Here is a 22,262-nt window from a genome sequence, read left to right as displayed (position 1 = left end):
TGCAGGGAGAATGACCGAAATGGACTACAAGAAGCTAATAGGTGAACGGGTCTTCTTCGGCTAAATAAACGATCTGCTCTGAATTATACAATAGCTCAACTTTGTTTCCGTAATCTTCAAACCAATGCATACTATCATTAATTGTTTTTCTTACAAAATCATCCAAACGTTCTTGTTCTGCATTATTCTCAACCAGATCTAAAACTTTTCCCATAAAATCTAAATCTCGTTTTCTGACATCTATGTATAGGCTATAAAAAGCAGCCAAACCACTATCACTTAAAACTCTCGGTTTATTAATCGGCTCTACCATCATATCGTAAATTTTATTATGACTTATATGCCAGTCCTTTAATGCTCTATACACCATTTGAGCTTTAACATCCTTAATTTCATAGGAATAGTTCTCGTAACGTTCATCACTGTAAATCAAACCCTTTTTTCTTAACAATTCTGTGTAACGTGTACCCGTGGCAGCATACATCTCGGAAAAGATTCCTTTACATATCGCCCAAGAGTACTCCTTCAGCACTTCATAATTTTCCCTGAGCTCAACGAGGGTTGTTGCATAATCAAATAAAATAAAACCATGCAGCACATAAATATTGTGCTTTTTTAAGATGTCCAATGCTTCTGTATTTTGCCTGGAATCCGCTTTTTTGCCCATACGTCTTAAAGCTTCATCATTGAAATTCTCTACCCCGCATACTATGGAATCGCAACCCGCACGACACAAAGCCGCTATGCTCTCTTCACTAACTCTATCGGCCCTCATCGTTATTCTAAATCTGATATCCAGCCCTCTTTTATGAATTTCATCAGCAAAACGATTACACCATTCCGCTCCTCTTGGTGGTTCAATAAAAGAATCATCAACAAACTTAAAATAGCGAACCCCTTTATGATATAGCTGCTCTAATTCATCGACTATATTGTTAACACTTCTCCCACGCCACCTAGGACCATCCGCCGTTCTCCAATAAGCGGCAATGCTGCAAAATAAACAACTTGCCTTACAACCTCTTGTTGTAGAAATACTGACCGGAATCTTGTGTTTAATCACATAGTCCATTGTATCTCTAGAGGGAAACGGCAATTCATCCAGTTCCGTTCTACAGGTTGGCTTTTTGAAGCATAGGTTATGCAGCTCATCGTAGTAACATAATCCGCTTATTTCGGCAACAGCAGGTTTGCCGTAAAGCAAATAATCACTAAAACCTTTGATCGTCTCCTCTCCCTCCGCCAAAGCCACAAAATCAAATCCGGAATCCAAAAACTTTCGTGGATTAAGGGTTGGCGCAAATCCGCCCGCAATAAATGGTGCGGGGTATTTTTTCATTTTCAATTGATTCACAATGCTTATTGCAGCATCTCCAGTGAGTAAATTACATGAAAAACCAACCAATAGAGGTTTCCTCTCGGACAATATCCTGTCAATAATCTCATCAGATGTTAATTCTTCTAGCCAACCATCAACAATAACAACTTCCATTTTATTTTCTCTGCATGTGGCGGCTAGATAAGCTAATCCTAAATTTTCTTCTGCAGTTTTATTACTTGATGTTGCAGTAGTCACTAATATAACTAATGGTTTTTGCATGGAAACACCCCCAATGTAGACTACACAGTTGATCAATAACTAATCTATTTTTTCAGTCTGCACGATGAATACAAAGGAATAGTTTTCCATTTTCAATTTTTTGATATCCGTTGCGCTTAATAATTTTTTTAATAGCACTCCGTTTCCTCTAATGCTTTTAATTATGTCTTTATCCAAACTATAAACAGATAGTACGATTTGCTCCAAACCTAAAGAAAGCCATTTTCTCAATTTTTCTTCTGTTATCCCCCAACCCGTTGTGTTCATCCTAACAGCTAAATCATTTTTTTGAGCTATTTCCATATATTCATCGATATTGGCTACTATTGTTGGTTCTCCTCCACTTAAACAAACATACGTTCCGCCTATTTCTTTTATTTTTATACATATTTTCTCAAATATTGGCAGGTTAAATATTCTATTTTTTTCATTTTTGTTTATAAACTCTCTCTGCCGATTCGTACAACATTTGCAGTTTGCTGGACAACTGGTAGTAAGCTTTACAACAAAATTAAGTTTTGCATCCATTTCATTATTTCTCCTTATACCTTTATATTCTCAATCTCACCATTTAATATCTGAATACGTTCAATTATAAATTTCGCGCATTCTTTAAATAAAATATCATTACCAGCATAATCTGATCTTATATAATAGTTATTAAGTCTTAAAAGTGAATTGTGAAGAAAATACAGAAATGATTTAAGATTGGCTTGAGTTTTTGGCGTCTTCTCTTCCATTATCTTAATAATCTCAATTAGATCACTCATTCTTCTCGGATTATCATAATTTGTACATAACGAACCCGCTCTTCTTTTATAGTGATATAATAACTTATCAATATACTGTACAGAATTTGCACATTGAAAATATTCATAGCAAACTAACAGATCTTCATATATCAATCCTTCAGGAAAAGATATATTGTTTGAATGAAACACAGATGTTTTAAACAGTTTATTCCAAATAAAACCTGAAACATTTTTTTGTTCAAGAATATTCAAACAGGCAGCCTCTCCCGTTACGGTACTAAAAAGGGGAAGATCTTCCGTAATCTCCCCGTTGTACGAAACTTTCACACCACAAACTACTACATCGACATGATCATTCATATAATCAATCATAGTTTTGCAAAAATTCACATCAATGGTGTCATCACAATCAACAAAACAAACAAATTCCCCCGTACAATGATTAAGGCCAGTATTTCTGGCACTACTTACGCCTTGATTTTTCTGCTCAAATAATAAAATCCTATGATCCTCTGCCATATAAGATTCAACATATTTTTGAGTACGATCCGTAGAACCATCATCCACGATTATTATTTCTAAATTATTGTATGACTGATTAATCAAACTTTTAATGCAAGTTTCAATATGTGCTTCTCCATTAAAAACCGGCACTATCATCGTAATTTTGTCTTTGTTTTCCAAAGAATAACCTCCTAAAACAACATTATTAAGATCGTAGGTATGCGCTAGTAACAGCCTCCTAATTATAACGAGATCAGCGGAACTAACTACTCAAACTTCAATTAGCTGATCCTATTAATCACATGTTAATCACTCCTTTCATTCTATCCAGTTAAAAAAAGACAGCGTTTACGATTAACTGAAAACGAAGTATCCATACATAATTGATAACTGTAAACATGTTTATCGGTCGAACAATCACATTTCCTATTTCCTCAAGATATCTTCTATTTTTACATTTTTTCATTGGGGCAATATTCCACTATTACGAATATTCCATTTTGATTCAGAATTCCCTCTTATAATTTATTACAACTTTCAATTTTTTACCAATTGCTGAACAAACTGTTTCGTTTGTCAACTAAATACTGTTATACTGCAGTTAAGAAGTTACTCTTTCTTTCGTCAATAAACCACTCAAAGGCCATCCTTTAGCGGATAGCCTATTATCCCTGGAATCTTTGATTTACTTAAACAAACCGAACCTGGCAATTGGAGCATATTTGATGAAAGAAGCTATTTTATCGGGGATAAGCAAGGTTTTCTTCAAGCAACATTAGAATTTGTTTTGAAGAGGAATGATTTGAGGAACGAATTTCTACAGCATCTGTTCCAGACGATTGAGAAGAAGACAACTGCCATAAATCGAGACTATTCTAAATCAAGTTTCTGACCGAGACCGATATAATAACATTATATGTTATTGTTACACTCATATTGGCGGAAGGATTTGATTAAATGAGGATTACAGTTGCTGGAATAGGCTATGTCGGCTTGTCCAATGCTGTATTGCTGGCGCAGAATAATGAGATTATTGCGCTAGACATCATTCAAGAAAGAGTCGACATGATCAATAATAGGAAATCTCCGATCAAAGATGAAGAGATTGAGGAATACTTGGCAACCAAAGAGTTAAAATTAATTGCCACAACTGATAAATATAAGGCATATAAAGATGCCGAATATATAATTATCTCAACTCCGACCAATTATGACCCGAAAAAAAATTATTTTAACACCGAAATTGTTGAGGATGCAATTACAAATGTATTGTCAATTAATCCTGAAGCAGTTATGGTTATTAAATCAACCGTTCCGGTAGGATATACTGAAAAAGTAAAAGAGAATTTAATACTGAAAACATCATATTTTCACCGGAATTTCTAAGAGAAGGAAAAGCGCTCTATGATAACTTGTATCCTTCGCGAATTGTTGTAGGCGAACAAACGGAAAGGGCAAGGATTTTTGCCGATTTGCTTGTTGAGGGAGCAAAGAAGGAGAATGTTGATGTATTGTTTACAAACGCAACAGAAGCTGAAGCTATCAAATTATTTGCCAATACTTATCTTGCCATGAGGGTGGCGTTTTTCAATGAATTGGATTCTTATGCCGAAGTTAAAGGGTTAAACACAAAACAAATCATCGAAGGTGTTAGCCTGGACCCTCGCATTGGAGCCCACTATAATAACCCCTCTTTTGGTTATGGTGGATATTGCCTGCCGAAGGACACGAAGCAATTGTTGGCCAATTATGCTGACGTACCCAATAATATTCTGAACGCCATAGTAGAAGCTAACAAAACTAGAAAAGATCATATTGTACAGATGATACAAAAACGAAATCCTAACGTTGTGGGAATACATCGGTTGACGATGAAAAAAGACTCGGATAACTTTCGGGACTCCGCTATTCAAGGCGTTATGAGGCGCATAATAACTAAAGGTATTGAGGTTGTAATATACGAACCTACACTTCAAGATGATATGTATTATAATTCCAGAGTAATCAAGGATTTGAATGAATTTAAAAAGCTATCTGATGTAATAGTTGCCAATCGCTTAACTGAGGATATTTGGGATGTTGAGGAAAAAGTATATACAAGAGACATCTTTAGTAGAGACTAAATTTCTAAATGCTTTCCGATGCTAACAGGCATCGTTTTTTTTGTACTTAAACTGACGCTAGCTCACCATTGAGATTGTGGATGCCTCGATAGGAATAGGTCTACAGTAAGGAGCCCCCACTATTATGGTGAGGGACAGTTGATGTCCCGCAAAATTGATACGTTAGTAGATTTAACAGAACAAAAAATACAAGTGGGCGTGAAAGATTTTGATGAAACAAAAAGGAGAATACTAGAAGATGCTTTTAATGCAGACATGTTGTCAATAAGTGAATCTGCTATCGTTTCGGATGACCTTGATAGGAACTCAACTTATAATCCCCTTTAAGCAGGGACTCAAATTATTAACAAAAGCACTGGTGGTTACTGTAGCATAGGTTTTTTGGCTAAACCATCAGGAAGTACTTCAGGGTACATTGTTACTGCCGCCCACTGCGGAAGTACCGGCAACTCCTTTAGTCAAGGTACAAATAATAATGCTTTACCTGTGCAACCAATTTTAAACTAATGTCGTAACCATTTAAAGGAGAAAGTCCATGTTTCAAAAAACTAGCACTTTTTTTAAATAGACTCTTATTTTTGTTTTTTTGTTATTGATCACCGATGAAGTTTTGAAAGGGATTGTACACACAGTAGATGATGCGATTGAAGTGTACTTTGAAGTAAGTGATGATACATTTCCAGCACAAGTTACTGCCAAAAAAATTGCTAAAATCGATAATTGAGCAATAAGAATACAATCCACTATTTTTGTTCTTTACTCGCCCGTTTCGGCAATTGCTTGATACGAGCGCCAATTTCATCGCGTACTCTTTGGAATACAGCCCACTTCTCTTCATCCGTACCTTGCGCTTTAGCAGGGAACGCCTCTCTTCTTAATTGCCGGGAAGCCGGATGCCGCGCCAGCCACTGACCTCGCATTGACCGAAATCATTCGCGCCGGCCGCCACCATCGTGCCGTCCGACTTTAGGCCAAGCGTATGAGCGCTGCCCGCGGCTACCGCCGCAATATCGCGCCAACGGTCCAGCTCGCATTGGCCGTGATGATTCCAGCCGGCCGCCAGCACCGTACCGTCTGACTTTAGACCGACGGTATGATAGCTTCCTGCCGCAATCGCCACAATATCGCACCAGGTCTCAACCTCGCATTGGTGGTGCTTGTTCAATCCCGCAGCCACCACAGTGCCGTCCGATCGAAGACCGACGGTATGAAGATAACCCGCCGCCACTTTCGCGATTTCTTGCCAGCCGCTTACATCACATTGACCATAGCGATTATTCCCCGCCATGATCACAGTACCGTCCGACCGCAACCCGGCGGTATGCCAATCGCCTGCCGCTACCGCCACGATCCCCTGCCAGTCGCTGACCTCGCATTGGCCTTCCGCATTCCGCCCCACGGCCAGCACCGTACCATCGGATCTAAGCCCGAGGGTCCGGCGCCATCCCGCCGTGATCGCCACGATCTCCCTCCATTCGCCGACTTCACATTGGCGATGTCCGTTCCAACCCGCCGCAACCACCGTACCATCCGCTTGAAGACCCACGGTATGCGAATTCCCCGTGTTGCTCGCCATATGTACATTCCCGGCCGCCAGCGCCACGATTTCGCGCCAGCCGCTGACTTCACATTGACCACTTTTAGAATCACCGACAGCCATCACCGTGCCGTCCGATTGAAGCCCGACGGAATGCCGCGGACCTGCCGCGATGACCGCTTTAGGCCAGCTTTTTACCTCAAACGGCTTCTTCTGTGAAATAGGTTCCATGTCTTCCCTCCCTGCCATGGATGTTCCATATTGACCTCATCATCATACGAAAAGCTATCGAAAAAAATCAAACAAAATCATAAGTTTAACGTCTCGAACCCGGGGGCGGCCGAACTTATGATGATAATGTGACAGTGCTGGCCGTCATAACTTGACGGCCTACTCCGGAGGTGAGGTATGAATCAACCAGCTCAAAACATCTTGATTACGGACGCCGACAATCCGGCGGGCAAAGCCATGATCCGCCGCTTTGCCGAGGATGGCGCCCATTTCCTGCTGAACAGTCCGTCCGATGGCATTGCGATCTCCTCCGAGATCGAACGGGCCAAGGCAACCGGCTCCAAAGTGATCGTGAGAAATGTCGACCTGAGCATAGGCGCAAACGCAAACGAGCTTGTCCTGCAAGCGGAGCGGGAGTTTGGTGGACTGAACGTCCTTCTCCATAATAACGACCATCTTATTCCCCTTTCCGTTGAAGCCGGCTCCGAAGCGTCGTTCCGAGAGGTGATGAATACGAACGCGAAATCGGCCTTTCTATGTGCGCAAGCCGCCGGGAAAGCGATGGCGGCACGAGAGTCCGGCTGCATCATCTTCATCTCGTCGATCCATGCCGAGAAGCCGAGCGGATTTTCCTTCGCCTACAGCGCCTCCAAGGGCGCCGTTAAGATGCTGGCCAAGGAAGCCGCTCTTGAGCTCGGGCGGCACGGCATCCGCGTCACTACGATTGAGGCCGGCCCGATCGAAGGCGACGACGAACGCTTCCGCAGCACGCGGACGACGCTTTATCGCAGTTACGAAACCAAAGTGCCGAGCGCTCGGCTGGGTACTGCGGAGGATATCGCGAATGTCGCCCGCTTCCTGGCGTCAAGCGAGGCGCGTTGCGTGAACGGCGCGGATCTCCGGCTGGACGGGGGCTTCCTGCTTCATTATATGGATCACAAAATGAAACGGCCAAGGAGTGATGATTCGCCATGAGCATCGCGGGCAAGGTCGTCCTCGTCACGGGAGCCGGAACCGGCATCGGTCAGGGAATCGCCGTCGAGATGGCCAAAAAAGGCGCCATCGCCGCTCTCCACTATAACCGGAGCGAGGCCGGCGTTCACGAGACGAAAAGGCGGATTGACGAAGCGGGCGGCGACAGCTTCATCGTCCGGGCGGATATCTCGATTCGGAAGGATGTCGCCGAAATGGTCCGGCAGATCGAAAGCCGCGCCGGCGAGATCGATATCCTGGTCAACAACGCCGCCGTACAGCTAAACTACGACCTCTTCAAGCACGACAGCAAGACGTTTGACCGCATGTTCGACACGAACGTGAAGGGGTATTGGCAGTGCATCCAAGCCGCTGTTCCCGGCATGAAGCGGAAGCGAACCGGACGAATCATTCTCATCTCGTCGGTGCATGCCAAGCGGCCGACCGATTTCGATCCGGTTTATGCCATGACCAAAGGGGCGATTCGCATGCTCGGGCGGGAAAGCGCCATCGAGCTGGCCCCGTACGGCATTACCGTTAACATGATCGAGCCGGGAGCCGTCGATGTGGGCAAATCCAATCGCAGCTCGCCGGACGATCCGGAGGCGGAGAAGCAACGGGAAGCACGGCGTATTCAGCATCTGGAGAAATTTCCGATGGGCCGCGTCGGGCTCCCGATCGATGTCGCTCATCTCGCTTGCTTCCTCGCCTCGAGTGAGAGCGAATATATGACGGGTTCCGCTATCCGACTGGACGGCGGGAGCATGCTGCTGTAACGCGGCTGCAGCAAACCATCCGATTTAGGAGTGATTTCATGGTGAACAAAGAAGCTTACGAACAAACGCTGGCCCATGTCCGTACCTCCTCCAGGCCTTCGGAGCTGCGCATTACCGATATCCGCTTCACCGATATCGTCGGCGGGCCGTTCCACAGCAGCCTGATTAAGGTATACACGAATCAAGGGCTGGTCGGCTTCGGGGAAGTCCGCGACGGCGCGGACAAGGTTTACGCTCTCATGCTGAAAAGCCGCCTTCTCGGGGAGAATCCCTGCAACATCGACAAGCTGTTCCGCCGGATCAAGCAGTTCGGAGGCCATGCCCGCCAAGGCGGCGGTGTCAGCGGAATCGAGCTGGCGCTGTGGGATCTGGCCGGCAAAGCGTACGGCGTGCCGATCTACCAGATGCTGGGCGGCAAGTTCCGCGAGCGGATCCGCATGTATTGCGATACGGATGTGGTCGGCAAAGACACCGGCAAGGCGATGGGCGAAGCGCTCAAGAAACGGATGGAAGCCGGCTTCACCTTTCTGAAGATGGACCTTGGCATCGGCCAGCTTATCGATGAGCCGGGCACGCTAAGCGCGCCGCTTGGCTTCCTGGAGGAGATGCGGGAGATCTCGAAGCGCCGGTATGCCCGGAACGCAGGAGATCCCAACGAACAGGAGCTTCGCGAGATCAAGAACCGCCACTACGATTTCTACAACATCCCGCATCCTTTCACCGGCATTCATATCACGGAAAAAGGGCTCGACATGCTGGAGCAATACGTCGCCGACGTCCGATCGGTCATCGGCAGCCAAGTGCCGCTCGCGATCGACCACTTCGGCCATATCGGACTCGAGGACTGCATCAAGCTGGGCCGACGCATCGATAAGTTCAACCTCGCCTGGATGGAGGATATGATTCCATGGCAGTATACGGACCAGTACGCCCGGCTGTCCCGCGCCGTAACGACCCCGATCTGTACGGGCGAAGACATTTATTTGAAGGAGAACTTCAAGCCTCTGCTCGAAGCCGGCGGCGTATCCGTCGTCCATCCCGACGTGCTGACCGCTGGAGGCATCCTCGAAACGAAGAAAATCGGGGACATGGCGCAAGACTATGGCGTTGCGATGGCGATCCATATGGCGGAAAGCCCCATCGCCTGCCTGGCCGCCGCTCACGTCGCCGCTGCGACCGAGAACTTCCTTGCGCTCGAATACCATTCCTGTGAAGTGGATTGGTGGGATGACATCGTCATCGGCGGCCACCTCCCGGATCAACTGGTTCAGAACGGCTTCATCACGCTGACGGACGCCCCCGGGCTCGGCATCGAGGATCTGAACGACGAGGTGCTGGCCGCGCATCTTCACCCGGAAATCGGCGGTCTCTGGGAATCAACGGATCCGTGGAATCATCATTATTCAAACGACCGGCAGTGGAGTTAACGCTCCACTTCCACTGCTTTCTCTTATACAAAAAAGGATCGTCCTGGCGGCTCCAAAGCCGATCAAGACGATCTTTTCGTTCATTCTTAGCGGGTGGCGGAATCGCGGCTCATCTTGGCCGCCGCCTCCATCAAGCCGGTAATATAACCTACGCCAAACAAGCGGCCGAGCAGCTCATACCCCGGATTCACGTTGTCTTCGCCTTCCATGGTCGGCACGTGGTCCGGCCTGGCCGGGCCGCCAAAGCCGACCTCGTAATACGTCCTCATCGCTTCGAGCATATCCGTCTGGCCGTCGTCGTGGAACGCCTCCTCGAATTTGTCCGGCGTGCCCTTCACATCGCGGAAGTGGACGAAGAACAGCTTCCGCTGGCCGGCGAAATGCCGAATGACCGCCGGGATATCCTCGCCGGCCGTCGCCAGCGTCCCCTGACACAACGTAATGCCGCTGTACGCGCTTGGCACCAGATCGATCGCCCGCTGCAGCGCCGCCGCGTTCCGCAAAATCCGGGAGACCCCGCGGATCGGCGTAATCGGCGGATCGTCCGGATGAAGCGCCAGCTTCACCCGGGCCGATTCCGCAACGGGAACGATTTTTTCCAGGAAATAATGGAGATTCTCCCACAACTGCTCCTCCGTGACGATGCCGGCTTCCGTCAGCGGCGCATTCGCCATCAGGCTATGGTCGTAGCTGGAGACGAGCGCTCCTCCCCTCGTCCGGGTCGTCGTCGACGTGCGGAACCAGTTGAATTGCGCCATGAAGTTATAACAGAGCACGGGAATACCGGCGGCCCCCATATTGACGATGAATTGCTGGAAAATCTCGATTTCCTCGTCGCGGCCGGGCGCACCCAGCTTGATCTTGTTGCTTGGCGGCATCGATTCGATGACGGACAACGTTAGACCAAAGTCGGCATAACGCTGCTTCATCCGAATCAGCGGCATCAAATCCCACGGCTTCTCCGTTTTTTCTTCCCACGGCAACCCGCTGACCGCGTAATTGACGTTCATCTGTTTCGCCAAATGCCACAGCCGGCTTGGCTGCGACGGAAGAAATTCCGCAAGCTGCATCTCGTTCAACCCCGCTTTCTATCGCTTAATTGCCTGTCTTGGCGGCCAGTTCCTTGCCAAGCTTGTCGATCTTGTTGAAAGCTTCCTCGATGGACTGCTGGCCAAACGTCACCGCGTCCATCTCCTTCTTATAGGCATCGACCCATTCCGTAAAGCCGGGAGCCGGCGAATAGAACGGCAGCGCCTTATCGACGGACAGATCGTAAATTTCTTTCCCGAGCTTATCCTTCGCCTCCAGATTCGGTTCAAGCTTCTTGTAAATTTCCGGATTGATCGGAATGCCGCGGGTCAAACCAAGCGCATCGCCCGCCGCTTCATCGGTAATAAACCATTTGACGAATTTCTTGGCTTCTTCCTTGTTCTTCGAATTGGTGCTGACGCTGAGGAAAATCGTCGACTGCGCCCAGCCTCCGCCAGCGGGTCCGGTCGGCATATTGACGACGCCCACCTTGCCCGGCATGAGCTGCTCGAGCGCGCTGACCGAGCCGGTCGTTGCGCCTCTGGTCATCACCACTCCGCTTGCCATCGGGTCGGCCTGCGGATCGTTCTCGAGGAAGGCGGCGGACTGCTCCGCCGGCGGCACGATTTTATCCTTGCGGAACTGTTCGTAGGTTTGATAGAACTTCATAAACAAGTCCTTGTCGAGCGTAAATGTCTTTCCCCCGTCGGACATGATCGGCGGCTTCCCCAGCGCCGTTTGGTAGTAGTTGAAGAAATCCCACGTTGTCGTGTCGCCGATCGGGTACTTGCCCTCCGGCAGCTTGGCGCGGGCGTCCCTCGCCCATTGGAAGTACTCGTCGTACGTCCAGTCCTTGTGCGGCAGCGGGATGCCGTATTGCTTCAGCTCGACCTTGTTGTACGCTGTCCCCTGCGCATTCTGGCTGAGCGGAATGCCGTACAGCTTGCCGTCGATCTTGAGATTCTTGATCACGCCGGAATCGACGATCCCGGTCAAATCGAGATCCGACAGCTCCTCCAGTTGTCCCCGGCTGACGTATTCCTGCAAGTAAGCGGCATCCATTTGCAGCACGTCCGTCATCGTTTTGGATGCCGCTAACGTCGGCAGCTTCTGCCAATAAGCGTCCCAAGCCATATGTTCGGGCTTGAATTTAACGCCCGGGTTTTGCTGCGTGTAAAGGTCCAAGGCTTTCAGCGTCGCTTCGTGGCGTGCGTCCGTCCCCCACCACATGATGCTGAGCGTCTTCTCACCGCCGGCCCCCCCGTTTCCGCCGTTCCCGCCGCCGTTTCCTCCGGAATCACCACCGGAATTCCCCCCGGCGTTGCCTCCTCCGCCGCCGCAAGCCGTCAGCGCGAGAAGCAGGGCCAGCAGGAGTGCGGACGCGCTCATCCATCTCGTTTTTCTCATCATCGATTTCCCCTTTCCGTTTTTCTTGTGCAAGCCAATGAATTCAGTCCGCGGCGCTTAAGCTACCCTTTAAGCCCCGTCGTTGCGATCCCTTCCACGAAATGCTTCTGTGCGAACAGGAAGATCAGAGCGGAAGGAACGACGGACAGCAGCGACATCGCCAGCAGTTGCCCCCACTGAATTTCAAACTGATCGATGAATCCTCGGAGCGCCAGGCCGACCGTAAATTTGTCGACCGAACTGAGATACAGCACCTGCGAGAAGAAATCGTCCCAGCTCCAGATGAAGGTGAAGATCGCCACCGTCACAAGCGCCGGCTTGATCAGCGGAAAGACGATCCACAGGAAGATGCCGTAAACGGACGCCCCGTCGATTTTGGCCGCCATATCCAGATCGCGGGGAATCCCCCGGATGAACTGAACGAGCAGGAAGATAAAGAACGCGCCTCCGCCGAAAAAATGCGGCAGCACCAGCGGCACATAGCTGTCCACAAAGCCGAAGGAGTTGAACAGAATATACTGCGGAACGACCGTCACCTGGCCGGGCAGCATCATCGTCAGCAGGAGAACCGAGAACCAGAAGCCCCGCAGCTTGAAGTTCAGCCTGCCGAAGCCGTAAGCGACGACGGCGGCGGTCAACACGCCCCCGAGCACGTTCCCCGCCTCCATCAGGAGCGTATTGCCGAAGAAATGGGCAAACGTGTAATCGCTGGAATACCGCCAGCCGTTGCTGTAGTTCTCCCACATCGGCGTCTTCGGCCATAGCGTCGGCAGGCTCAGCTCCTCCGTCTTCTTCAGCGAAGCGCCAACCCACCAAATCACCGGATACAGCATGAGGAGCGAAAATAAGGTCAGCAGCAGATGATTCGTCAGCTTGGAGCCCAGCTTCATTTCGTTCCTCCTCCTTCCGATTCGTAGAAGACCCAGTAGCGGGATGCGGCGAAGTTCATGGCGGTCAGCACCCCGACGATGGCGAGCAAGATCCAGGCCAGCGCCGAGGCATACCCCATTTGGTAATGCTTGAACGCCTTCTCGTACAGGAACAAGGCGTACACATACGTGGAATTGACCGGTCCGCCCTTCGTAATGATGAAAGCGGACGTGAAGGTTTGGAAAGATCCGATCACACCGAGAATTAAGTTAAAGAACATCACCGGAGACAACATCGGCAGCGTGATGCTGATAAATCGGCGGAACTTATTAGCGCCGTCCACCGCCGCGGATTCGTATAGCTCCTGCGGGATCTGCTTGAGTCCGGCCAGGAAGATCACCATCGTCGAGCCGAACTGCCACGTATTCAGCAGAATGAGCGTGCCGAGCGAAGTGTCCGGGTTGGTGATCCAGCCGACGCCCTGGATGCCGAACCAGGCGAGCACCTGATTGATGTAGCCGTCCAGCCCGAACATATTGCGCCATAACGCCGCGACCGCGATGCTTCCGCCAATCAGCGAAGGAAAATAGATGGCTGTCCGGTACAGGTTCATCCCCTTCAGCTTCTGATTTAGCGCCATGGCGACGAGCAGCGAAAAGAGCAGCTTGAGCGGCACGGAGAATAAAACGAACGTGAAGGTCACGCTAAGCGATTTCGTAAAGGTCGAATCGTTCGTAAAAATATGGACGTAGTTGCTCGTTCCCGTCCAAACCGGATCCTCCAAAAGCGAATATTCGGTGAAGGACAGGTACAACGATTGCGCGATCGGCCATAACGTCAGCAATAGAAAGCCAATGAGCCACGGGGAAATAAAAATATAACCGGCCAGGTGGTTGGCGCCGGTCCTTACGCGCTTTCGGACGGCGCGTCCAGCTTTTCCCGCTTCGGTAACGGCTTTGGTATGTGCGGCCATCCTTGGATTCCTCCCCTCTTGCGATACACCATGTGATAAATGTTGTAGTACTACTGTATGCGAATGCGTTTTCACGGTTAAAGGTGACGAAATTATGATATTGTTTGATTTTTTAAAATCCATGAAATTCTCCCCCGCAGCTCCGGCGACACCGGGGAAAAAATTACGATTCGGCGGATCAAATGCCTTAAGAAAGTCGCATCGACAAAACGGCGGCCGTCCCTAACAATAGAGTCATGTCGAACGGCAAAATTTTCCCGGCTAAGAGGAGGCGCTTCAATGAAATTTGATAACCCGGAAGATATCATTCAGTTGACGCCGCTGTGGAAGGGCGAACGATTTGAGAACGGACGGCCGAAGGTACCGGCCGACGTCCTGCGTAGAATCCGTAAAATTACGCTGGAAGAAGCATGGGGGCCGCTTTGGCATCGCGGATATACCTTTCAGTTCGAAGGCGACTTCAAGATCGTCCATCCCGATCAGGTGATGGTGGGGCGGGCGGTTACGGCCGTCATGGTCCCAAAGCGGCCCGATCTTCACGAAACGCTGCTGAATTACGGGCATGAGCAGGAGGGAAGGAAGGGCTTCTTTAACCAATGGGTGATCGATTCTCTGGTTGAGGATGACGTCGTGGTTGTCGATATGTTCGACAAAATCCAGTTGGGCACCTATGTCGGCGGAAATCTGTCCACGGCCATTTCGACCCGCACCAAACGGGGCGGTGCCGTGATCTGGGGAGGCATCCGCGACAATCAGCAAGTTGCCGAGATCAAGAACATCAACGTCTACTACCGCGGCAGCGACCCGACGGCCATCGGCGATGTCACGATGGTAGGCATGAACGTGCCGACCCGGATCGGCAAGGCGATCTGCCTGCCCGGCGACGTGGTGCTCGGAACGCCGGCGGGCGTCATTTTCATCCCGCCCCACCTTGCCGAGCTGACGGCGGAGCAGGCGGAGAAGTCGCAGGTCCGCGACGTGTTTGGCTTCATCCGTTTGAAGGAAGGCGTCTATACGACCGCGCAGATCGACGCTTCCTGGCCTACCGCGCTGTGGGAGGATTTCATCCGGTGGTTCCAAAGCGACGAGGCGGCCGCCGAATACCGCCATTTAACCTGGGAGAAGGAGTTCGAGGAGGCGCGCCGGAACGATCCGGACAGCCGCCGTTCCGACGTACGTTTATAGAGGCGGAACCAAGAAACAGGAAGCGTGCGCTGTGCCGCTTCCTGTTTTTATTGGCCTATCGATTCCCGATACTCGCTAGGCGAAACCCCGACTTTCTTCTTGAAAATTTGGCTGAAATAACGGGGGTCCCGGTAGCCGACTTTCTCAGCGACTTCGTAATTTTTCAAGTGGGTCGTCCGGAGCATTTCCTTCGCCTTGTCGATCCGAATATCGGTCAGATGCTCGATGAACGTCTTGCCGGTATTCGTCTTGAAGAGCAGGCTTAAATAGGTCGGCGTCATATACACCTTTCGGGCAACGCTTTGCAGCGAAGCGTATTGGCATTCTTGCTCCATGTGGTGAAGGGTCTTCTTAATGATGCTGCGATGGTTCTCTTTCTGTCCGGGAGAGGCCACCTTCCACAATGCGGTCAGAAACCGGCAGACGTAACGCTTCAGCTCCTCAAACGTTCCCAGCTTAACCAGCGAGGTCGCTTCGAACGGACTGTAAGCGCCTACATTTTCATCGTCGGCGAGCACTCTTCTCTCCATTCCGACCAGCAGACGGATCGTTAACTCGTACATGCACTTGATATCGATCGGTCCTTGCTCCAGCACGGCGGAATAGAACGATTCCACAGCCTCCGCAATCTCCTCTTCCGAGGCCGCCGAGCGGAAACGGCCGTACAGCTGTTTCTCCCGATCCGCCGGGTAGCGGCCGATCGGTTCCAGACGGACAAGCTCGCCGAAATGGATCATTTGGCCGGTTCCGCTGTAGAACTTGTTCTGCAGCGCATATGCAGCCTGCCTGTAGGAGAGGTACACGTCTCTCAAATGGCCGCACGGTTTCCCTATCCCGATGCTGACGGGGGGATCGAATCGTTCCTTAAGCAGATCCTGCAGTCGGTCAAGCACCTCCTTGGACACCCACGAGAACAGCAGCCCGAGTCGGCCTTCCCCGTCAAGAAAAGCGATGCTGCTCCCCGGCATCCGTTGCCGGAGCGATTCCCGCAAGCTCTCCAGATAAGTCAGCTTGTCGTGTTCATGGTTGGCGGGAGCCGTCGGCTCCAATAGCGCAATCGTGGGAAACGTGTAGTACGGATTCAAGTGAAGCCGAGTCAAACTCTCCTTCAAATCCGCCTTCAAATCCGCTGTCCCGGATACCAGGTACCGCAGAAGGCGGTCACTCATCCAAGTCGCGATCGCCTGGTGGTCCATCAAAAGACGTTCATTCAGCATACTCCTTCCCCCTTATGATAAGATGACGAACGAGAGCCAAACCCTAGTCCAAATGAATGAATTTATAGGCGTGCATATGCTCGATAAATGCCGCCTCGGCGATGTCGCCGTCCCCCGTCCGGAGGGCATCAATCAGCATCCTGTGCCAATCGGCCAGCATCTCTGTCGTTGAATGCCGATTGGAGATGGCCATAAAGCGCATCACCTTCGTCCGCATATGGTTCCACAGCTCCAGGATGGCCTGATTGTCGCAGCGCCTGTAGAAGAAACCGTGAAAGTCCATATCCAACTCGAGAATGCTCAGTGTGTCGTTACGTTCGACGGCTTCCTCCATCCTCCGGATGATCGCCTCCAGCGCGGCGTAATCCGCTTCCGACAAAGGCATGGACGTGCGAACGGCGTAGCCTTCGATGATTTCGCGAAGAACGAACAGATCTCGGATTTCCTTCGACGTGATGTTGGCTACGACCGACCCTTTATTCCGAATGCCGGTAATCAATCCTTCCTGCTTCATCCGTTCCAGCGCCTCCCGCACGGGCGCCTGGCTGACCTGAAATTGGCCCGCGATCTCCAACACGAGGAGCCGGGTTCCCGGGGACAGCTCACCGGTTAAAATTTTCCGCTTCAACGTTACATAAATTTGTTCGCTTATGGAATTCACCAACGGGACGAACTCGTTGCTTGGCATATCCTACTCAGTCTCCATTCGATTATCGTTTATCGATTATCGATAATTCGTTTATCTCCATTGTATGAAGGTAACCTCGCAACTGATACCGGAGATCGCAAAAAAAGCCCGCGAAGCGCCAGCTTCGCGGACTGCATGGGATAGAACTTATTTCACGTTCTTATTCCCGATCCAAATAAACGATGTTCCCGGTTTCGGCGGACAGATATACCGCCTCCAGGATTTGAGACACGATCATCGCTTCCCTCGGTTTTACCAAGGGTTCGGTGTCATTTACGATACTGTGAATCCATTGTTTCGCTTCATACTCGAAATCGGTCAGTTTTTCCCCCCGGAAAAGTTCTCTTGCATTCGGGTCCACCTCGATCTCATTCAAAAACAAGCTTCCGTCCCGCTCGCCGTTAATCCGCAGTTTATTGTGACTAAAATCCGCGCCCCCGTTCGTTCCGCACAGCACATTGCCGCCGCCGTCCGCAAGGTTCAGGGCCCAACTGGTTTCAATGATGACCGTAGCTCCATTTTTGAATTTCACGTAGCCGAACGCGGAGTCTTCGACCTCGAATCGATTGGGGTCCCAGGACCCCCATTCATTAGCGGCATTTTCGGTATGCTTCAGTTTATGGAACACGCTGCCGACGACGCTTTCCGGTTCATAGTTATCCATTAACCACAGGATCAGATCGAGGGAATGGGTTCCGATATCGATCATGGGACCGCCCCCCTGCTGCTCTTTATCCAAAAACACGCCCCAGGTAGGCACGCCTCTTCTCCGCGTAGCGACCGCTTTGGCGAAATAGATGTCTCCCAGCTCCCCGCCTTCGATCATCTTCTTTAACAGTTGGCTTTTGGCGCTGGACCGGCTCTGGTACCCGACGGTCAGCTTTTTGCCCGTTCGCAGGTGGGCCTCGTACATCGCTTTGGCCTCCGCGCCGGTGACGGCCATCGGCTTCTCGCACATGACATGCTTGCCGCTTTCGAGCGCATCGATGGAAATCGCGGCGTGAGAACGGTTTGGGGTTAACACATGCACGACTTCGATTTCTTCCATCGCCAGCAGATCCTTGTAATTCGTGAACACCTTGGCTTCCGGCGTACCGAACTTTATCGCAGCCGCCTCGGCTCTTTCCGGGATCAAGTCGCAGAAGGCTACCATCTGCACGTTTTCCACCTTCGCTAAACTCGGCATATGTTTGTCATTCGCAATCAATCCGCAGCCGATAATCCCTACTTTTACAGTTCTCATAGGCTCACCCTCCCCGGTTATTTGAACTCCACCGTTCGGTTTTCCAGATGTGCGACATAGGCCGCTTCCAAAAGCTCCGTCAACTTCGCTCCCTCTTCCAGTCCGAAGGGCATCGGCTTATCGTCAAGCACGGCATCTACCCATTGGAGGATCGGAAGCGGCTGCTCCGCAGGGAGTTGATTCGGTGAAACCCATCCGGAAAAAGGAAAATCGAGCTGCTTTGAAGTGACTCTAACGGACTGATCCGAGATGATCAAAGTGCCCTCCGTCCCATAAATCTCAAGAGCGGAAGGCGTTCGGTACGTAACCAGGCTGGTTTCGACCAGGGCGACCGCGTTGTTGGCAAACTCAATGGAGCACTGCGCATTATCTTCCACGGCACGATGAGTGAAATAATGAAACATCGAGGTGATTCGTTTGGGCTTGCCCAGATACCAACTGGCGAGGTACATCGGATGGCAGCCTAAATCCATCATGGCGCCGCCCCCGGTTTGCTTCTCGTCATACCAATACTCCGGGAGCCAATTGTTCAAAGCGCCGTCGTGGCCGTTACGAATGCGCAGAAGCGTAACGTCTCCTAAAATCCGATCCTCGATCAGCCGCTTCGCAAACAATTCGGGCGGTCTCGTGCGAGCGGGAAAGGAAATGCCAAACTTGACGTCCGCTTGACGCACCGCTGCGGAAATCCGGTTGCATTCCTCCGTGGTCAGCGCCATCGCTTTTTCGGTGAAAATATGTTTGCCCGCCTGAGCGGCGGCAACCATGACGTCCGCGTGCATGCTTGTCGGAGCATCCACCACGACGCCATCGATGTCTTCCCGCCGCAAAAGTGTGTCCAAATCCGCCTCGAAATCCGCGCCCAATTGGGCCGCCCATTCCCTTCCGCGTTCGGGTTGTTCGTCCCAGACGGCCGTGAGCTTCACGTTCCCATGGGATTGCAGCCTTCTAGCGTAGTCCTCCGCATGCACATGCCATTTACTTAACATTGCAACGTTTAACATGCCTGTTCCCTCCTTCGTCTTGAAGATGAATCGGGTTAGAACCCTACATCATCTCGTTCTGCCGCTTTTTGGGCCACAAACGCCGCCATTTCTTCCACGCCGGCAGCTCTAAATTTTTCTTGAGCCTCATGGAGCAGCTTTAAGGCTTCTTCGTCTGATCCTGCAAACAGCGCTTTTTTAAATTCTTCATCGAAATTCAAACTGCTCGTTTTATCGATAAATTCCTGATATTTCGGCCACTCTCTCGCAAGGTAGCTGGCGCTGACTTTATCGATAATTTTGATCGGCATTTTGGCCGAGAAGCTCTCCTCCAGCTTTTGCCACTGCGTTTTTTGATCTTCCGGCGTGGGCCAAGCGACGGTATCGGAGAATGCGCCAATGAATCTTCCCGGAAGATAATTGAGCCCCGCATCTCTTTTCAGATCCGGGTTTTCATCGAACTGCTTCTTCACCTCAGGAATCCATTGGGGAATCCCGTTCTCCAGGGCGTAGTGCGTTCCTTCGATCCCGAAATACGAAAGCAACCGGCCTTCCTCGCTGTTGACATAATCGATGTACCGCAAGGCCGCATCGGGATCCTTGATGTTCGCGCTTAAGAAAAGGACAGGGAAGCCGGAACGGCCGGGCTTTTCCACCTGCGTCCGAATTTCGCCGCGCTTGTTCTTCATCGGTCCGAGCAGCTCGTATTGCATTTCCGGATTCGTCTTATATAGCGTTTTGGATAACTCGGGCAACATGGGCTGAGCTCCGAATACGGCAAGCTTGCCCGTCGTCAGCTTTTCGTTCGCGGTCGTGCTCGTATTGCTGAAGGCTTCGAGATCGAACAAACCTTCCGTTAATAACTTTCTCATGTATAACAGTCTGTCGTCGTGGTCCTTGGATTGCGTCCAGTGGATCAGCTTTCCGTCTACCTCCCGGTAGTCCGAAATGTTGTAATCCGTCCAACCGGCAAGAAATTGGCCATAATCCCATCCGTTCCACATCGTTCCTGCCGGGATGACCGGCTTTCCGGCAATATCCTTAAAGCCGCCGTCTCTGATTTTAACCAATAAATCATACAGTTCTTCTTGCGTATCGATATCCTCCGCTTTTACGTTTAACGCCTTCAGAATATCTCCTCTGGCAAAAAGGCCGTAATTCCAGTTATGAATGCTCTCGGGGGTTCCGTCCGGGGTTTCCGTCGGAATGAGATAAGTCTTTCCTGCAAAATCCGGGCCATTGAGATCGAACTCGTTAAAATCCTTGGCAATCCCGGTCGTCACAAGTCTTTTTACATTCGGGTATTTATCGAGATAAGGGGTTAAATCCAGAAGCTGTCCTTCTATCGCCGCTTTCTTGATGACTTGCCCTTCCCCCCCTGTGGTCGACCAGAAAGGGGCGTTCACGATATCCGGAACCGTGCCGGAAGCAAACAGGGTGTTCAGTTTTTCCACTTCGCTTGTCGTGATGGATTCCAGCTTTAGGGTCACTCCGGTTTGCTCCCGGATTTGCCTGGCCACGGGATTATTCTCCTGATCCTGCGGGAACGCGGCTCCTCCCCCGTTCCAGGCGCTGAGGAAAGTTAAGGTGACCGGCTTCATTTCTTCCGTTCCCGGCTCTTTCGCGTTCCCCGGCTCGTTCGGGCCCGTGCCCGCTCCCTCGTTCCCGCCCGTTCCCATGCATGCCGTCATGGTTGCCAACAGCAATATAGCGATCAACATGAAGCTAAGGACACTCCTTAACCCGTTCTTCCTCATACTGCACTCCCCTCTCATTGAACTTTTTTTATATAAAAGGCTTGGCCTCTTATACCCGCTACTCCTTAAGCGAACCCACTAAGACGCCTTTCACGAAATATTTCTGAAGGAACGGATACACACAAATGATCGGCGTCGTAATAATAATGACGAACGTCATTCTCAAGGCTTCCGGAGTGACTCCCCGCAGCTCCATCTGACTTTCGGTCATGTTTTGAATCGCAGATCCGCTATTTCCCGACGACGACGTCATCGATTGGAAAGACGCTTCACTGATCATTTTGTTCAGGAATGTCGCCGCCGGCTGCAATTTCTCATTCTGGATAAAAAACTGCCCGGTGAACCAGTCATTCCACACGCCCACCCCGACAAACAAAGCAATGGTAGCCAGCACCGGCATCGAGAGCGGCAGGATGATTCTGGCAAACACCGATAACTCGCTGGCTCCGTCGATTCGCGCCGACTCCGACAGAGCTTCGGGAATCCCGTCAAAGAAAGTTTTCATAATAATTGCATTGAAAAAGTTATAAAGAGAAGGCAACACCAATACCCAAAACGTATCCAGAATGTGGATTTGCCGAAACAGGATAAAGGTCGGAATCAGGCCTCCGCTGAACAAAGTGGTGAAGAAAAAGAAGAAAACGATGTATTTTCTTCCGGGCAAGCCTTTTCGCGCAAGCGCATAGGCTAACAATGCCGTCAGAAAGACGGATCCCACCGTGACCACAACGGTCCTGGCGACCGAAATAGAAAACGAGTTTAAGATCAGCGGGTTGGTAAAAGCCTTCGCATAGTTTTCTAACGTAAACACTCTTGGGAAAAAGTAGATTCCGCCCTTCATCGCATCGTAGCCGTCGTTGAACGAAAGGGCCAGGAAATAAATAAATGGATATAGCGCCGTGGCGCAAAATAGAAACAACACCGAATAGTTCAGCGTCATATATATTCGATCCGCCGGCGTCAGCTTTTTCGCCCCCATCCGCGCACCTCC

20 protein-coding genes and 2 pseudogenes are annotated in these 22,262 nt (G+C 50.3%); 7 read left to right on the top strand and 15 right to left on the bottom strand.

The genetic code is table 11. From position 1 onward, the window contains the following. Nucleotides 1–34 precede the first annotated feature (34 nt). From ACZF99_RS09865 to ACZF99_RS09855, 3 genes are read right to left on the bottom strand one after another with little or no spacing between them, the layout of a single operon-like run. Complete coding sequence (locus tag ACZF99_RS09865; RefSeq protein WP_483611282.1) at nucleotides 35–1,600, bottom strand: B12-binding domain-containing radical SAM protein; 1,566 nt, start codon at nucleotides 1,598–1,600, stop codon at nucleotides 35–37. Between the two features lie 39 nt (nucleotides 1,601–1,639). Continuing rightward, nucleotides 1,640–2,128 carry a radical SAM protein gene (locus ACZF99_RS09860; protein ID WP_483611280.1) on the bottom strand — a complete coding sequence of 163 codons (489 nt, stop codon included), beginning with the start codon at nucleotides 2,126–2,128 and terminating at the stop codon, nucleotides 1,640–1,642. A 14-nt stretch (nucleotides 2,129–2,142) separates the two neighbouring features. Beyond that, nucleotides 2,143–3,036: a glycosyltransferase family 2 protein gene (locus tag ACZF99_RS09855; RefSeq protein ID WP_483611278.1), complete on the bottom strand. Its 894-nt coding sequence runs from the start codon at nucleotides 3,034–3,036 to the stop codon at nucleotides 2,143–2,145. Nucleotides 3,037–3,813: 777 nt separating this feature from the next. Between ACZF99_RS09855 and ACZF99_RS09850 the strand changes: the two are divergent. The 3 genes and pseudogenes from ACZF99_RS09850 to ACZF99_RS09840 form a co-directional block, all read left to right on the top strand. Then, nucleotides 3,814–4,256: pseudogene (locus ACZF99_RS09850) on the top strand (UDP-glucose 6-dehydrogenase family protein); the annotation flags it as partial. Nucleotides 4,257–4,268: 12 nt separating this feature from the next. Beyond that, nucleotides 4,269–4,979: a nucleotide sugar dehydrogenase gene (locus tag ACZF99_RS09845; RefSeq protein WP_483612637.1), complete on the top strand. Its 711-nt coding sequence runs from the start codon at nucleotides 4,269–4,271 to the stop codon at nucleotides 4,977–4,979. 141 nt (nucleotides 4,980–5,120) lie between these two features. Then, on the top strand, nucleotides 5,121–5,306 hold the full coding sequence (locus tag ACZF99_RS09840) for a hypothetical protein (protein ID WP_483611276.1): 186 nt from the start codon (nucleotides 5,121–5,123) through the stop codon (nucleotides 5,304–5,306). Between the two features lie 429 nt (nucleotides 5,307–5,735). Here the strand turns inward: ACZF99_RS09840 and ACZF99_RS09835 are convergent. Together ACZF99_RS09835 and ACZF99_RS09830 are read right to left on the bottom strand one after the other, a co-directional pair. Next, nucleotides 5,736–5,839 (bottom strand): annotated as a pseudogene (locus tag ACZF99_RS09835) (arsenate reductase); the annotation flags it as partial. Nucleotides 5,840–5,853: 14 nt separating this feature from the next. Beyond that, on the bottom strand, nucleotides 5,854–6,747 hold the full coding sequence (locus tag ACZF99_RS09830) for an RCC1 domain-containing protein (protein ID WP_483611274.1): 894 nt from the start codon (nucleotides 6,745–6,747) through the stop codon (nucleotides 5,854–5,856). A 177-nt stretch (nucleotides 6,748–6,924) separates the two neighbouring features. Between ACZF99_RS09830 and ACZF99_RS09825 the strand changes: the two genes are divergently transcribed. From ACZF99_RS09825 to ACZF99_RS09815, 3 genes are read left to right on the top strand one after another with little or no spacing between them, the layout of a single operon-like run. Then, nucleotides 6,925–7,722: an SDR family NAD(P)-dependent oxidoreductase gene (locus tag ACZF99_RS09825; protein ID WP_483611272.1), complete on the top strand. Its 798-nt coding sequence runs from the start codon at nucleotides 6,925–6,927 to the stop codon at nucleotides 7,720–7,722. Then, nucleotides 7,719–8,495 carry an SDR family NAD(P)-dependent oxidoreductase gene (locus ACZF99_RS09820; RefSeq protein WP_483611270.1) on the top strand — a complete coding sequence of 259 codons (777 nt, stop codon included), beginning with the start codon at nucleotides 7,719–7,721 and terminating at the stop codon, nucleotides 8,493–8,495. The genes ACZF99_RS09825 and ACZF99_RS09820 overlap by 4 nt, the downstream gene beginning before the upstream one ends. A gap of 38 nt (nucleotides 8,496–8,533) precedes the next feature. After that, nucleotides 8,534–9,922, top strand: coding sequence for a mandelate racemase/muconate lactonizing enzyme family protein (locus tag ACZF99_RS09815; RefSeq protein ID WP_483611268.1), 1,389 nt, complete (start codon nucleotides 8,534–8,536; stop codon nucleotides 9,920–9,922). An 86-nt stretch (nucleotides 9,923–10,008) separates the two neighbouring features. On the opposite strand, the gene ACZF99_RS09810 is transcribed toward ACZF99_RS09815, so the two are convergent. The 4 genes from ACZF99_RS09810 to ACZF99_RS09795 all read right to left on the bottom strand — a co-directional run bounded on the left by ACZF99_RS09810 (nucleotide 10,009) and on the right by ACZF99_RS09795 (nucleotide 14,201). After that, nucleotides 10,009–10,992: a mannonate dehydratase gene (locus ACZF99_RS09810; RefSeq protein ID WP_483611266.1), complete on the bottom strand. Its 984-nt coding sequence runs from the start codon at nucleotides 10,990–10,992 to the stop codon at nucleotides 10,009–10,011. 25 nt (nucleotides 10,993–11,017) lie between these two features. Continuing rightward, a complete protein-coding gene (locus ACZF99_RS09805) occupies nucleotides 11,018–12,358 on the bottom strand; it encodes an ABC transporter substrate-binding protein (RefSeq protein WP_483611264.1) in 1,341 nt (446 codons plus the stop codon). 62 nt (nucleotides 12,359–12,420) lie between these two features. After that, on the bottom strand, nucleotides 12,421–13,248 hold the full coding sequence (locus ACZF99_RS09800; RefSeq protein WP_483611262.1) for a carbohydrate ABC transporter permease: 828 nt from the start codon (nucleotides 13,246–13,248) through the stop codon (nucleotides 12,421–12,423). Further along, nucleotides 13,245–14,201: a carbohydrate ABC transporter permease gene (locus ACZF99_RS09795; protein WP_483611260.1), complete on the bottom strand. Its 957-nt coding sequence runs from the start codon at nucleotides 14,199–14,201 to the stop codon at nucleotides 13,245–13,247. Before ACZF99_RS09795 ends, ACZF99_RS09800 begins: the two co-directional genes overlap by 4 nt. Before the next feature lie 279 nt (nucleotides 14,202–14,480). On the opposite strand from ACZF99_RS09795, the gene ACZF99_RS09790 reads away from it, so the two are divergent. Then, entirely contained in the window at nucleotides 14,481–15,386 is a 906-nt protein-coding gene (locus ACZF99_RS09790) for an RraA family protein (RefSeq protein WP_483611258.1), read from the top strand. A 47-nt stretch (nucleotides 15,387–15,433) separates the two neighbouring features. Here ACZF99_RS09790 and ACZF99_RS09785 read toward each other — a convergent pair whose 3' ends face one another. The 6 genes from ACZF99_RS09785 to ACZF99_RS09760 form a co-directional block, all read right to left on the bottom strand. Beyond that, entirely contained in the window at nucleotides 15,434–16,603 is a 1,170-nt protein-coding gene (locus ACZF99_RS09785) for a helix-turn-helix domain-containing protein (RefSeq protein ID WP_483611256.1), read from the bottom strand. Nucleotides 16,604–16,646: 43 nt separating this feature from the next. Beyond that, nucleotides 16,647–17,291, bottom strand: a complete 645-nt coding sequence (locus ACZF99_RS09780; RefSeq protein WP_483611254.1) for a GntR family transcriptional regulator — start codon at nucleotides 17,289–17,291, stop codon at nucleotides 16,647–16,649. A 160-nt stretch (nucleotides 17,292–17,451) separates the two neighbouring features. Next, nucleotides 17,452–18,534: a Gfo/Idh/MocA family protein gene (locus ACZF99_RS09775; RefSeq protein WP_483611252.1), complete on the bottom strand. Its 1,083-nt coding sequence runs from the start codon at nucleotides 18,532–18,534 to the stop codon at nucleotides 17,452–17,454. 17 nt (nucleotides 18,535–18,551) lie between these two features. Continuing rightward, nucleotides 18,552–19,535, bottom strand: coding sequence for a Gfo/Idh/MocA family protein (locus tag ACZF99_RS09770; RefSeq protein ID WP_483611250.1), 984 nt, complete (start codon nucleotides 19,533–19,535; stop codon nucleotides 18,552–18,554). 35 nt (nucleotides 19,536–19,570) lie between these two features. Next, nucleotides 19,571–21,235 (bottom strand): extracellular solute-binding protein, encoded by a 1,665-nt coding sequence (locus ACZF99_RS09765; RefSeq protein WP_483611248.1) that lies wholly within the window; start codon nucleotides 21,233–21,235, stop codon nucleotides 19,571–19,573. Between the two features lie 94 nt (nucleotides 21,236–21,329). Further along, nucleotides 21,330–22,250, bottom strand: coding sequence for a carbohydrate ABC transporter permease (locus tag ACZF99_RS09760; protein WP_483611246.1), 921 nt, complete (start codon nucleotides 22,248–22,250; stop codon nucleotides 21,330–21,332). Between the last annotated feature and the right edge of the window lie 12 nt (nucleotides 22,251–22,262).

This window comes from Paenibacillus sp. JL3B1040 (genome assembly GCF_057063165.1).
The sequence above is the reverse complement of the archived record's forward strand: the minus strand, read 5'-3'. Positions and strand labels throughout refer to the sequence as shown.